The following is a 12,759-nucleotide window of genomic DNA, read 5'->3' as shown; positions in this document are numbered from 1 at the left end:
TGACTGCGAGACAGACACGTCGAGCAGGTACGAAAGTAGGTCTTAGTGATCCGGTGGTTCTGTATGGAAGGGCCATCGCTCAACGGATAAAAGGTACTCCGGGGATAACAGGCTGATACCGCCCAAGAGTTCATATCGACGGCGGTGTTTGGCACCTCGATGTCGGCTCATCACATCCTGGGGCTGAAGCCGGTCCCAAGGGTATGGCTGTTCGCCATTTAAAGTGGTACGCGAGCTGGGTTTAGAACGTCGTGAGACAGTTCGGTCCCTATCTGCCGTGGACGTTTGAGATTTGAGAGGGGCTGCTCCTAGTACGAGAGGACCGGAGTGGACGAACCTCTGGTGTTCCGGTTGTCACGCCAGTGGCATTGCCGGGTAGCTATGTTCGGGAAAGATAACCGCTGAAAGCATCTAAGCGGGAAACTTGCCTCAAGATGAGATCTCACTGGAACCTTGAGTTCCCTGAAGGGCCGTCGAAGACTACGACGTTGATAGGTTGGGTGTGTAAGCGCTGTGAGGCGTTGAGCTAACCAATACTAATTGCCCGTGAGGCTTGACCATATAACACCCAAGCAATCTGTAGACTCGAAAGAGACCAGATTGCGGTGTGTGAAGACGCAATGAACCGAAAGTTCGACGCTCAAAAAACACCGAAAGCTGTCACATACCCAATTTGCTGAAGCGAGGCCATCTGGTCACGACTCAGTACCCGAATTTCTTGACGACCATAGAGCGTTGGAACCACCTGATCCCATCCCGAACTCAGAAGTGAAACGATGCATCGCCGATGGTAGTGTGGGGTTTCCCCATGTGAGAGTAGGTCATCGTCAAGATTAAATTCCGAAACCCCAATTGCGAAAGCAGTTGGGGTTTTGTTTTGCCCGCAGGAAAGTTTTTGCTCGCGTCAGCGAACAAATTTGCACAGTTATTTTCGAATCAGAACACTAGAATAGATCCCAACTTTTTCGGAGCCAGAGCCCTTATGTCAGATTCGGTTGACGCCCCCGGGCTGTCAGATTTACCGCTGGATGACTTGGTGGCCTGCCATGAGTGCGATCTGCTGATGCGCAAGCCCAAACTTGCTCTCGGCGAAAAAGCCCTCTGCCCACGCTGCGGTTACGAACTGTACGCTCACCGCCATAACGTGGTGCAGCGCAGCCTCGCCCTGGTCATTGCCGCGCTGTTGCTCTACGTGCCGGCGAACTTTTTACCCATCATGCAGCTCAATGTTCTCGGGCAATCGTCGCAGGACACGGTCTGGAGCGGTGTGATCGGTCTGTTCAACACCGACATGCGCGGTGTTTCGGTCGTCGTATTCCTTTGCAGCATGGCGATTCCACTGCTGAAACTGCTGTGTCAGTTGATCGTATTGCTGACTATCCGTTTCAACATCGGACGCAGTTATGGCCTGCTGCTCTACCGCATTTATCACCACCTCAAAGACTGGGGCATGCTCGAGGTCTACCTCATGGGCGTCCTGGTCGCGATCGTCAAACTGGCGGACATGGCGGCTATCACCGTGGGCCTCGGTCTGGCGTGTTTCATCGGCTTGTTACTGGTTCAGGTCTGGCTCGAAGTGGTGATGTCGCCGCACCAGATCTGGCAGGCGTTATCAGGAGAAGATGCCCATGCGGGCGATTGATGCAGGCATTCTGATCTGTACCGAATGCCACGAACTGAACAGGCAGGATACCGACAGCGATGTGCAGACTTGCACCCGATGCGGCGCGCTGGTCCACGCCCGGCGCCCCAATAGCCTCGCGCGAACCTGGGCGCTGCTGATCACGGCCGCGATTATCTACATCCCGGCCAACGTACTGCCGATCATGACCGTCAGCTCTCTGGGCCAGGGTGACCCGAGCACGATCATGTCCGGCGTCATTCAGTTGGTGCAGCACGGCATGATTCCAATCGCCGCCGTGGTGTTCATCGCCAGCATCCTGGTGCCGACCTTCAAACTGGTGGGCATCGCGCTGTTGCTGTTTTCTGTACAGCGCCGCCAGCCGTTGTCCGCCCGTCAGCGGATCTGGATGTATCGTTTCATCGAGTTCATCGGCCGCTGGTCGATGCTCGATATTTTCGTGATCGCCATTCTGGTGGCGGTCGTCAACTTCGGCCGGCTTGCCAGTGTCGAAGCCAATCTTGGCGCCATCGCCTTCGCCAGTGTGGTGATTCTGACGATGCTCGCCGCTGTCACTTTCGATCCCCGACTGATTTGGGATAACACGGAGTCGGACGCCGACCATGACTGATTTGCCTGTAGCGAAAACCCGACCGGCTTCGAACTGGTCTGCCATCTGGGTGCTGCCCCTGATCGCCCTGATTATCGGCGGCTGGCTCGGCTGGCGTGCCTACAACGAAACCGGCATCGAGATTCAGGTGCGGTTTGAAAGCGGTGAAGGCATTCAGGCCAACAAGACCGAAGTGGTCTACAAAGGCATGCCGGTCGGCAAGGTGAAAGCTCTCAAGCTCGATGATGAAGGCAACTCCAAAGGTGTCATCGCGACCATCGAGATGAACAAGGATGTCGATCAGTACCTGAAGACCAGCACCCGTTTCTGGCTGGTCAAGCCGAGCGTGACCCTGGCCGGGATCACCGGCCTGGAAACCCTGGTATCGGGTAACTACGTGGCCATCAGTCCCGGTGAAGGCGAGCCGACCCGCAAGTTCAAGGCCTTGGCCGAAGAGCCGCCGCTATCGGATTCGAAGCCCGGTCTGCACTTGACGATCAAGGCCGATCGCCTCGGTTCGCTGAATCGCGGCAGCCCGGTGTTCTACAAGCAGATCAAAGTCGGGCAGATCAAAAGTTACGTGCTGTCGGAAGACCAGAGCACGGTCGAGCTCAAGGTGTTCATCGAACCGACCTACGCCAAACTGGTGCGCAAACACACACGATTCTGGAACGCCAGCGGCATCAGCATCGACGCCAACCTGTCCGGCGTGAAAGTGCGCAGCGAATCCCTGGCCAGTATCGTCGCTGGCGGTATCGCCTTCGCCACGCCGGAGAACCGCAAAGACAGCCCGCCCACCGATCCAAGCCTGCCGTTCCGTCTCTACGAAGACTTCGATGCGGCCGCCGCCGGCATCCGGGTGAAGGTCAAACTCAGCGATTTCGAAGGCCTGCAAGCCGGGCGTACCCCGGTGATGTACAAAGGCATTCAGGTCGGTAACCTGAAAGCGCTGAAGATCGATCCGGACCTGTCCAGCGCCACCGCCGAACTGACCCTTGATCCGCTGGCCGAAGACTATCTCGTCACCGGCACGCAATTCTGGGTGGTCAAACCTTCGATCTCCCTGGCCGGCATCACCGGTCTGGAAGCGTTGGTAAAAGGTAACTACATCGCCGTGCGCCCGGGCGACAAGGGCGGTGCGCCACAGCGTGAATTCGAAGCCCGACCCAAAGCGCCGCCGCTCGATCTGCGTGCACCCGGCCTGCACCTGGTGCTGTTCACCGATACCTTAGGCTCGATCGACGTCGGCAGTCCGATCCTCTACAAGCAGGTCAAGGTCGGTTCGGTGCAGAGCTATCAGTTCTCCAAGACACGCAAGCAACTGGTGATCGGCGTCCACATCGAGAAGGAATACGAAAACCTGGTCAACGCCTCGACCCGGTTCTGGAACGTCAGTGGCGTCACGCTGACCGGCGGTTTGACCGGCGGCATTCAGGTCAAGAGTGAATCGTTGCAGACCCTGATGGCCGGTGGCATCGCCTTCGAAACGCCGCAGGCCAAGGCGCCGCTGCAAAAGCGCATTCCGCGTTTCCGTCTGTTCGCCAACCATGATGAAGCGAATCAGAAAGGCGCCGTCGTCACCATCAAGGTCGATCGCGCGGACGGTCTGCGCAGCGGCACCCCGGTTCGCTTCAAGGGCCTGGATGTCGGCAAGATTGAAAGTGTGGACCTGACCGATGATCTGCAATCGGTAATCCTCACCGCGCGCATCACTGAAGTGCCGGAGAAGATTGCTCGAGTCGGCAGTCAGTTCTGGGTGGTCAAACCGGAGTTGGGTCTGATCAAGACCTCGAACCTGGAGACCCTGGTCACCGGGCAGTACATCGAAGTGCAACCGGCGGCCAAGAACCTCGGCCCGCAGAAGAACTTCGTGGCCCTGGCCAATGCGCCAGAGGTGACCAAGCAAGAGACTGGCTTGAGTCTGGTACTGAGCGCTGCCCGTCGTGGCTCGCTGAAACCGGGCGTGCCGGTCACCTATCGTGAGATCACCGTAGGCAAAGTCACCGGTTACGAACTGGGCCAGACCGCGGATCGCGTCCTGGTGCACATCCTGATCGAACCGAAGTACGCGCCACTGGTGCGCAGCGGCAGCCGTTTCTGGAACACCAGCGGCGTCGGTTTCGATATCGGCCTGTTCAAAGGCGTGACCGTACGCACAGAGTCGCTTGAGACAGTGATTCAGGGCGGTATCGCCTTCGCCACACCGGACGGCGAGAAGATGGGCAATCCGGCTCGCGCCGAACAAACCTTCCCGCTGTTCGACAAGTTCGAAGACGAGTGGCTGAACTGGGCACCGAAAATCCCTCTCGGCAAATAATCCAGAGCCCATGAAAAAGGGCCGCGATCCAATGGATCGCGGCCCTTTTTTGTGCCCGTCAGTTACGCATCAAACCGCATCCAGCTCCGGCTCGTCCGCTTCGACATTGACGGTGGCTTTCACCACGTCGTGGCGACGGATGTACTTCCAGTCCGCCTCGTCGATGTAGATGCCGGCCGGGCCGCTGCCGCCTTCCAGGTCGATGGCGACACTGGCGCAGACCTGCGGCTTCACACTCGCCAGGATCGGCACGAAGCCCAGTTGCAGGCTGGTTTCCAGCAGAGCGGCCTGGTTCTTCTCGTCGATGTCCGCTGCCTCGTCGAGGTAGTACGGCAGACGTACGCGACCGGCCAGGTCGCGGTCCATCAAGTGCAGCAACAAGTACATGTTGGTCAGCGCCTTGATGGTCATCGTGGTGCCGTTGGACGCCGCGCCATCGATGTCGGTGTGGATTACCGGCTGGCCATTGACCTTGGTGATCTCGAACGCCAGTTCGAACAAGTCCTTGAGGCCGAGCTGGTTGTGGTTCGCCGCCACCAGCCGCGCCAGGTATTCCTTGGCCTCTTCGTTCTTGTTGTCCTGTTCCGCACTTTGGCTCAGATCGAACACCGACAGGGTTTCGCCTTCTTCGTACTGACCGGCGCTGTGGATGATCTGATCGATGTGCTTGAGCGCTTCCTTGTTCGGCGCAAGGACGATGCGGAAGCTCTGCAGGTTGGACACCTGACGCTTGTTGATCTCGCGGTTGAACAGCGCCAGTTGGTGCTCGAGGCTGTCGTAGTCGCTGCGGATGTTGCGCAGGGTCCGCGCGATATCGGTCACGGCTGCGCGACGGGCCTTGCCCAGGGTCAGGGCTTCGTCGGTGCGGTGCGCGTAAGCGTTGATCAGCAACGACAGACGGCGCTCCATGTCGTCTTCACTGTCGAACTTGGCCACGCCTTTCAGGCGCACCTGCGCGTACAGCGCTTCGATTTGACCATCGGCGCGCAGCAGGCCTTGCCAGCTGTCTTGATAGTCGTTGAGCAGCGGCAGCAGGTTGTCCATCGAATCGTCGACCGGATCCATGAATGGCGTACCGAACGGCAGATCCGCCGGCAGCAGCTGACGGCGACGCAGGGCATCGTCGAGGGTGCGTTGCTTGGCTTCCATGTCGGCGATCTGCCGGCCGACCAGTTGCAGCTTGGCCGACAGTTGCTGGACACGCTCGGTGAACGCATCGCTGGAACGCTTGAGTTCGTCCTGCGCGGCTTCCATCTGCGCCAGTTGCTCGAGCTTGTCGCCTTCTTCGGCGCTTAGGGTCTGGGTGCGACGGAAGTCTTCCAGCGCCTTCTGCGCATCCAGCACCTGCTGGTACAGCGCTTCGGTCTGGGTCTTGCTCGCGGCGCGGTCGGCGGCCACGGCTTGTTGGGTCTTGAGTTGCTTGAGCTCTTTTTCCAAACGCTCTTTCTGATCGCGCAACGCGGCACGGTCGGCCAAGGCCTGCAGAGCCGGCGGCTCGATGTGCGAGATGTCGATCGACAGGCCAGGCACTTCGAAACGCTCGCCCTTGAAGCCGTCGAGGATCAGCTCGACCGATTTCACCCATTCGCCATCGTCGTCGAGGGTGATGCCGTGTTCACCCAGTGGCAGGCTGAACAGCGCACTGTTGAACAGGCGCATCAGGCGCTCGACATCCTGCTGCGAGAACTCTTCGCGCAGACGGGCGTAGCTGTTGTTGTCGGCGTGATCGAGTTGCTGCTTCACCGACTTCAGGCGTTTTTCCAGATCGCGAAGACGTTCTTCGAGATCCTCGGCGCTGAATTGACGGGACTGCGCCAATGCGCCGGCCAGTTCGTCGTGAGCGTCCTTGGCTGCCAGCAATTGCTGCTCCAGAACCTTGACGTCATCGACCAGCGCGAAGCGGTTCTTCAGAACGGACAACTCGCCGAGCCAGCGCTGGATGCCGGAGATTTCCCGCTCCAGACGCATCAATTCCTGAGTGCCACCGCGCTGATCGTTTTGCAGATCGTCCTGCTCGCGACGGTAGTGTTCGGCCTGAATCGTCAGCTCCTCCTTGCGCGCCGTGGCGTAGTCCGACCAGGTGCCGAGCAACGAGTCGAGCAACGGCGACAGGCGATGCAGTTTGCCGCGCAGCACATCGCGCTGTTTCACACCGTTGGCCAAGGCTTCGACCAACGGGCCGGCAGCCACCAGCGAGTTGTAGTCCTGTTCCATACGACGCACGTCGCGGAAGGCTTCTTCGCACGCGGCGATGTAATCGACGCTGCCGGAACGCAGGCTGTGTTCGAACGCATCGAGGAACAATTGCTTGAGCTTGGCTGCGGTGATTTCGCGCATGTGCAGCAGGTTGATGAACAGTGCACGGAAAGTCTTCAGGCTCTGCTCGCTGGTGGAGCGCAGCGGGATCAGGGTCAGATCCAGCGGGATCGACGTGTGACCGCCAACCAGCAAGCGACGCAGCTCATCGGGCTTGAGTTCGTAGGCTTTCAGGCCTTCTTTCTCAAGGTTGCTGAACAGCTCTTTCTGCCGCAGGCAGGTGTCGTTCTTCTGGTAGTGCGCCAGGTCGAGCTTGCCGGCATAGGCAAAGAACTGGTGACCGAAACCGCCACCCGGGCCGCGACCGACCACACCGATCACGTGTGGGCCGTGGGGCAGGTTCACTTCGACGAGGATGTAGCTGGTGTCGGAGGCAAAGTAGAAACGCCGGGATTGTTCCAGGCTGTACTTGCCGAAACTCATGTCCGACATGCGCGCCAGGATCGGGAACTGCAAGGCGTTGATCGAGGCGGATTTACCGAGGTTGTTCGCGCCGTAGACCGACAGCGGTTCTTCCAGCGGGAACAGACCGAGGCTGTAACCGGCGGTGTTCAAAAGGGCAAAGCGGCGGATGCCGTAGCGTTCCTGGCTCATGCGTCGGACTCCTGTTCTTCGGCAATGGCGCGGGCCAGTGCGTCTTCTTCGCTCTCTTCTTCAAACTCGGAAAGATCGAGCGGGTCGTCAGTGGCGAGGAATTTCGCCTCGGCGGCTTCGTCGATCAGCACCGGCGCCGGCAGCGGCAGAACGCTGTGCACGCTGGCCGCCAGGTCGCGGTCCTGTTGAACCGACAGGCAGACGTCGAGGAAACGGTGCATCGGCGGCAGGAAGCGGTACACGCCGTTTTCCTCGCTGGCGAAGCCGAGCTGAGTCATGCGGCGCATGATTTTTTCTTCGAGCTCTTCAACGGTCTGCACTTCGGCCTGGATGAACAGGTCGCGGTATTTTTCCAGCAGCGACGGCAGTTCTTCGCGGCCGAGGCTGCCGCCATCGAGCACGGCGATCGGATCGCGGCCCTGATCGGCCAGATGCTCGACGAGGATGAAGGTGAACAGCGCCAGACGCTGGGCAGTCTTGTTCACCGCCGCAGCGGCCATGTCGGGCACGAAATAATAGAAACCACGGGTGTCGCAGACCAGTTCGAAGCCCAGCGCCTTGAACAGCGTGCGGTACTGGTCCTGGAAGTTCGACAGTTGCGCGTACAGCTCCGGGTCGCGGCGGCTGACGTGGTAGCCCTTGAACAGCTCGCGGAAGATCGGCGCCAGCTGAGACAGTTCGGATAGATCAAGATGCATTGGGGATGCTCGCAGAATCCTCGGCGGCGGTGTCGCCGGCCGAGAGCAGGGCGAAGGAGCGCAGGCTGACCTGATGCTCGTGAGTGTGGTATTCGCGGCGTTCCAGACGCTCGCGCTTGAAGCGTTTTTCCCGCGACAGGCGCGAGAACCAGTAAAGCAATTCGTCGGTCGCGCCGTCCGGCTCCTGCTCCAGCAACCAGGTCATCAGATCCGGCATCGGCAGGGATTCTTCGCAACGGTCGACCATCTCGCGCACGGTGCGCGGTGCACGCGGGGCATCGCCGGTCTTCTGCGACTTGTGCGCCTTGGGGAAACGCGCCGGTTTCGGCTCGAAACGGGCCAGGGCGTAGACGTAGGCTTCAACCTGACTGGCGCTGCCGAGGAAGGTACTTTGCGGCCGGGTGAACAGCGGCATCGCCGCTTGTGGCACGGCGTCGATGCCTTTGCGGCGGATCGCGGCCAGCGCCAGCGCAGCACCACGGGTCACGGCGTTGTGCCGGCGTGCTTCTTCGCGCAGCGGCAGCAGCAGCTCGCGGGCGTGACGCAGGGTCAGCTGGGCGCTGGTCTGCATTTCGAGGATGCGCGCGTGGGTGCGCAGCAGCATGTCGTCATCGACCAGATGGCCGAGGCGCTGCTGTTCGCTGAGCATCTTCAGCAGCACGGTTTCGACCTTGCGCACGCCTTGCTCGAAAGCGCCATCGGCGTTCACCAGATCGATCATCGGCTCGACGTATTCGTCCCAGGTCGCCAGCACTTCCGCATAACGCTGACGCAGCGGAATCTGCCGGTCGCTGGTCTTGGCCCGTTCGGCCACGGCCACCAGCGCCTGTTCGTCGTTGTCGAGTTTTTTCAGAACGTCGCGCACGCGCATGTCGAGCAAACGCAGCTGACGCGCCAGATCATTGCCGTCGCGAACGTCGAACGCATCCTGGATATAACCGGCCAGACGCTCGAGGTGACGCAGATAGGCTTCGATCTCCAGACACAGGCCCAGACGGTGTTCCCGACGCAGGTAGGCGAGGAAGTCGTGGATCTGCGCATTGAGCTCGAAACGGTTCGGGCTTTTCGCCACGGGAACCAGAATGTCGAGGCGGATCCACACGTCGAGCAGGCTGGTGATGTCCTGCGGCGTGCTGTCCAGTTGCTGGGCGGCCAGTTGCGTGCGCAGTTCGTTGAGGCTCAGGGTGCCCTGGTCGAAGTGCTCGCACAGTGGCTCCAGAAGTGCCCAGTGTTCAGCGAGGGCGCGCAAGACGCGCTTGGGTTCGATCATCGGAATGGCCGGCTGGTTGGCGATTAAAAGCCGCGATTGTACTGCATCACGAAGGATGCGATTCACTCTCGGGACGGGCTGTCGCTTTTCTTTGCGTCAAGGTATCGGTCAAGACTATCGATCAACAGCGCGCGATCTTGAGCGAAGGGCGGTAGAATCAGCGCACTTCAGTTATCCACAAGTGGCCGACCCTTGCTAATCGAGTCCCGCCGCCGCGCCTATTTGAACGCCATGCAGGTGGTCAACTGGCTGCCGCGCACCGAACTGCCCTTTGCCGCGCCGTCGCGGCCCGAGCTGCTGGACATGCCCGAGCCCGAGATTGCCGCACCGGTGATCCCGGCTACCCCGGCCGAAGCGCCGGAGCAGCCGGCCGCGCGTCCGGTCGAACGGCCGAAGATCGAGGTTCCGCGACCTTCGCTGGCCAGCACCCGCACGGGCGCCAAACCGGTCGAAGAAGTCGACGAAACCCCTGTGGTGGCCAAGCCGGCGCCGGTGCCGCCACCGCGTTTTGCCCTGCAATTGCTGCGCGCCGGCCGTTGCCTGCTGCTGGTGGAGTTACCCACAGGCGAAGCCTTCCAGTCCCGCGATCCTGCTTATCTGTTGCTCAAGGACATGCTGCGTGCCGCCGGCCTCCCGGACGCGCCGCAGATTGTCGGTGAGCCGGTGCGCTGGCCATGGCTGAATCGCGGCACGATGGATCAGGGCCCGGAAGCGGCCCGGGATTTCGTCCAGGGTTTCCTCTCGGTGCAGATGGAGGCGGCGCCGTGCGCCTGCCTGTGGCTGATCGGCCTGCCGGCGGTGCGCTTTGCCGGTGAGGCGGATGCCGAAGCGTTCAACCGTGAATTGCAAATCGAGGGTCTTGGCCTGGCGTGGGCCGTGCCGGGGCTGGAATTGTTGATGGAAGAGCCACAGCGCAAGGCCGCCGTGTGGCAAGCCATGCGTCGGCTGATGGCGCGCTGGAAAGAATCGAATGAGTGACGCTGTATCGTTTCGCCCGATGACCGAGGCGGATCTGGACGCTGTGCTGAAGATTGAATTCGCCGCGTACAGCCATCCGTGGACCCGCGGGATTTTTCTCGACGGCCTGGGCAAGTACCAGATCTGGCTGATGTTCGAAGGTGAGCAGCAAGTGGGCCACGGGGTGGTGCAGATCATTCTCGATGAGGCGCACCTGCTCAACATCACGGTCAAGCCGGAAAACCAGGGCCGCGGGCTGGGGCTGACCCTGCTCGAATACCTGATGTCCCGCGCCTACGCCGCCGATGCCCGGGAATGTTTCCTGGAAGTGCGCGACAGCAACACGTCGGCTTTTCGCCTGTACGAGCGCTATGGCTTCAACGAGATCGGCCGGCGCCGGGATTACTACCCGGCGGTCGGCGGGCGTGAAGATGCCGTGGTCATGGCCTGCACGCTCGTCGACTGATCGCGGCAGGTGTCCTCAGCGCTTGCGATCCAGCGGATCGCGGCGCGCCAGTTCCGCTTCATCCAGCCCGTTGCCGCCGCCGATATCGTCCTCGTCGACCACGCTCAGATCCCAGTCGGCCTGATTGCCTTCTCCGAGTTCGTGGGCATCCCGGGCACCGTCCTCACGGATCAGGGTTTCCGGACTCAGGTCATCGTCGGTGGGCTCGTGATCGGCGGTCGAGGCTCCGGTGAAACCGGCTTCGCGCACGCGGTCACGGGGCATCAACTGTTCGCGCTCGCGCTCGGGCAGTTCATCGCCGATCTTCGCACTGGGCTGTTCGTCGTCGAAATCCAGCTCATGCACCGAACCCATGCGGTCTTCGTTATCATCGATGGGCTCCGGTTGCACCGCATCGTACGGACGTCGTGAATCAGTCATGGCAATTCCTCATACTGTGGGCCTTACTGGATGGACTCACCGGGCACACGAGAAATTCAAAGCAAATCACCCACGATCCCAGCGTGACCCCGACGGGCGGTCGACAGTCATACCAGCGCATCTTTCTTGAGGCCTTACAGCATGCACGACTTACAAGACCTGATTGATAACAACGAGCGTTGGGCTGACGCGATCACCAAGGAAGACCCGGATTTCTTCGCCAAGCTGGCCCGCCAGCAGACGCCTGAATATCTGTGGATCGGCTGCTCCGACGCACGGGTGCCGGCCAATGAAATCGTCGGCATGCTGCCGGGCGATCTGTTTGTTCACCGCAACGTCGCCAACGTGGTGCTGCACACCGACCTCAACTGCCTGTCGGTGATCCAGTACGCGGTGGACGTGCTCAAGGTCAAACATATCCTGGTGACCGGGCACTACGGTTGCGGCGGTGTACGCGCGTCCATGCAGGATCGTCAGTTCGGCCTGATCGACGGCTGGCTGCGTTCGATCCGCGACCTGTATTACGAAAAACGCGAAGAACTGGCCAAGCTGCCGACCGAGGAAGAGCAGGTCGACCGTCTGTGCGAGCTCAACGTGATCCAGCAAGTCGCCAATGTCGCCCACACCAGCATCATCCAGAACGCCTGGCATCGCGGGCAAAGCCTGTCGATCCACGGCTGCATCTACGGCATCAAGGATGGTCGCTGGAAGAGCCTGAACACCACGATCAGCGGTTTCGAGCAGTTGCCGCCGCAGTACCGCTTGCGTCCGGTCGGCGCGCCCTGATCGGTCGTTCAGCGTAAACCTTGCCGTCGCCGCCAGCTCAATAGATAGCGCTGGCCTTCGAGATTGGGTGATTCATCGTAACCGGTGATCCACCCTCGGCAGCGCGAGGATCCGCAACCGCAGGCGAACTGCCGCAGCAGTTTGTCTTCGGTGGCGGTGTAATCGATAGTCAGCCTTTCACCCTCCAGAATATCGCGCAGGGCCCACACCCATAACTCGCTCATGTCGAGAAAGGTGTTCGGGTCGCAGCAATGCTCGAACGCACCGCAAAAACGCGGATCGTAGAGGTGGATACCTGCCAGCAGTTGCCGGGTCTGCCGGCATCGATAGGGCAACAACTGGCCTGAAATCCGGCACATTCGGGTGATACGCAGGAATGCCCGGCACGCTACGACAGCGGTGGCTACGCCCTCGGAATCGTGAACAATCTCGAAGTCCTGCTTTGACGGAAATCCCAGGCGGACGGGGAGTCCGGCAAAAGGATAAATGCCCTCGGTATCGCGTGCCGGTTTACCCGGTAGTGCGTAAGTGTTCATAACGGTCCCTGTTGGCTCGTTGTCGCAATTTCCATCGACTGACGTCCTGCCAGTTCTGCAACACGATCATTGGATCCAAGATCCCGCAAATCACACTAACGGTCTACTGTCAGATCTGACAGGCGAAATAGACGTTTTCCCGGGTCAGCCAAGGCTGACACGGGAAGA

The 12,759-nt window shown here is 60.4% G+C and carries 11 protein-coding genes and 2 rRNA genes (1 of these 13 cut by a window edge); 8 read left to right on the top strand and 5 right to left on the bottom strand.

Annotated features, from left to right (window positions below):
* The 5 genes from LOY31_RS24505 to LOY31_RS24485 form a co-directional block, all read left to right on the top strand.
* Nucleotides 1-561, top strand: a 23S ribosomal RNA gene (locus LOY31_RS24505); it begins 2,330 nt to the left of the window's first position.
* A 156-nt stretch (nt 562-717) separates the two neighbouring features.
* Nucleotides 718-833, top strand: a 5S ribosomal RNA gene (gene rrf / locus LOY31_RS24500).
* Nucleotides 834-982: 149 nt separating this feature from the next.
* Entirely contained in the window at nt 983-1,642 is a 660-nt protein-coding gene (locus LOY31_RS24495; protein WP_221534791.1) for a paraquat-inducible protein A, read from the top strand.
* The gene (locus LOY31_RS24490) at nt 1,629-2,252 is read left to right on the top strand and encodes a paraquat-inducible protein A (RefSeq protein ID WP_007951771.1); all 624 of its coding nucleotides are present in this window, start codon (nt 1,629-1,631) and stop codon (nt 2,250-2,252) included. Before LOY31_RS24495 ends, LOY31_RS24490 begins: the two co-directional genes overlap by 14 nt.
* Entirely contained in the window at nt 2,245-4,548 is a 2,304-nt protein-coding gene (locus LOY31_RS24485; protein WP_258712310.1) for a PqiB family protein, read from the top strand. Before LOY31_RS24490 ends, LOY31_RS24485 begins: the two co-directional genes overlap by 8 nt.
* 69 nt (nt 4,549-4,617) lie before the next feature.
* On the opposite strand, the gene mksF is transcribed toward LOY31_RS24485, so the two are convergent.
* Genes mksF through mksB form a run of 3 tightly spaced genes read right to left on the bottom strand, consistent with a single transcriptional unit; the run spans nt 4,618 to nt 9,426 of the window.
* On the bottom strand, nt 4,618-7,458 hold the full coding sequence (mksF, locus tag LOY31_RS24480) for an Mks condensin complex protein MksF (RefSeq protein ID WP_085609275.1): 2,841 nt from the start codon (nt 7,456-7,458) through the stop codon (nt 4,618-4,620).
* Nucleotides 7,455-8,156 (bottom strand): Mks condensin complex protein MksE, encoded by a 702-nt coding sequence (gene mksE, locus LOY31_RS24475; RefSeq protein ID WP_007951764.1) that lies wholly within the window; start codon nt 8,154-8,156, stop codon nt 7,455-7,457. The genes mksF and mksE overlap by 4 nt, the downstream gene beginning before the upstream one ends.
* Nucleotides 8,146-9,426 (bottom strand): Mks condensin complex protein MksB, encoded by a 1,281-nt coding sequence (gene mksB, locus LOY31_RS24470; RefSeq protein WP_162803847.1) that lies wholly within the window; start codon nt 9,424-9,426, stop codon nt 8,146-8,148. The genes mksE and mksB overlap by 11 nt, the downstream gene beginning before the upstream one ends.
* Before the next feature lie 231 nt (nt 9,427-9,657).
* On the opposite strand from mksB, the gene LOY31_RS24465 reads away from it, so the two are divergent.
* Both LOY31_RS24465 and rimI read left to right on the top strand, forming a co-directional pair.
* On the top strand, nt 9,658-10,404 hold the full coding sequence (locus LOY31_RS24465) for a hypothetical protein (RefSeq protein ID WP_007951760.1): 747 nt from the start codon (nt 9,658-9,660) through the stop codon (nt 10,402-10,404).
* Entirely contained in the window at nt 10,397-10,849 is a 453-nt protein-coding gene (gene rimI, locus LOY31_RS24460; RefSeq protein ID WP_007951758.1) for a ribosomal protein S18-alanine N-acetyltransferase, read from the top strand. Before LOY31_RS24465 ends, rimI begins: the two co-directional genes overlap by 8 nt.
* A gap of 15 nt (nt 10,850-10,864) precedes the next feature.
* Here rimI and LOY31_RS24455 read toward each other — a convergent pair whose 3' ends face one another.
* Nucleotides 10,865-11,269, bottom strand: coding sequence for a serine kinase/phosphatase (locus LOY31_RS24455; protein ID WP_221534790.1), 405 nt, complete (start codon nt 11,267-11,269; stop codon nt 10,865-10,867).
* A gap of 141 nt (nt 11,270-11,410) precedes the next feature.
* On the opposite strand from LOY31_RS24455, the gene can reads away from it, so the two are divergent.
* Nucleotides 11,411-12,055 carry a carbonate dehydratase gene (can, locus tag LOY31_RS24450; RefSeq protein ID WP_007951756.1) on the top strand — a complete coding sequence of 215 codons (645 nt, stop codon included), beginning with the start codon at nt 11,411-11,413 and terminating at the stop codon, nt 12,053-12,055.
* Between the two features lie 8 nt (nt 12,056-12,063).
* On the opposite strand, the gene LOY31_RS24445 is transcribed toward can, so the two are convergent.
* Nucleotides 12,064-12,591, bottom strand: coding sequence for a lysine methyltransferase (locus LOY31_RS24445; RefSeq protein WP_085609277.1), 528 nt, complete (start codon nt 12,589-12,591; stop codon nt 12,064-12,066).
* Nucleotides 12,592-12,759 lie beyond the last annotated feature (168 nt).

This window comes from Pseudomonas sp. B21-021, from assembly GCF_024749205.1.
GTDB lineage: Bacteria > Pseudomonadota > Gammaproteobacteria > Pseudomonadales > Pseudomonadaceae > Aquipseudomonas > Aquipseudomonas paraglycinae.
This window is presented reverse-complemented; position numbering and strand designations above follow the sequence as displayed.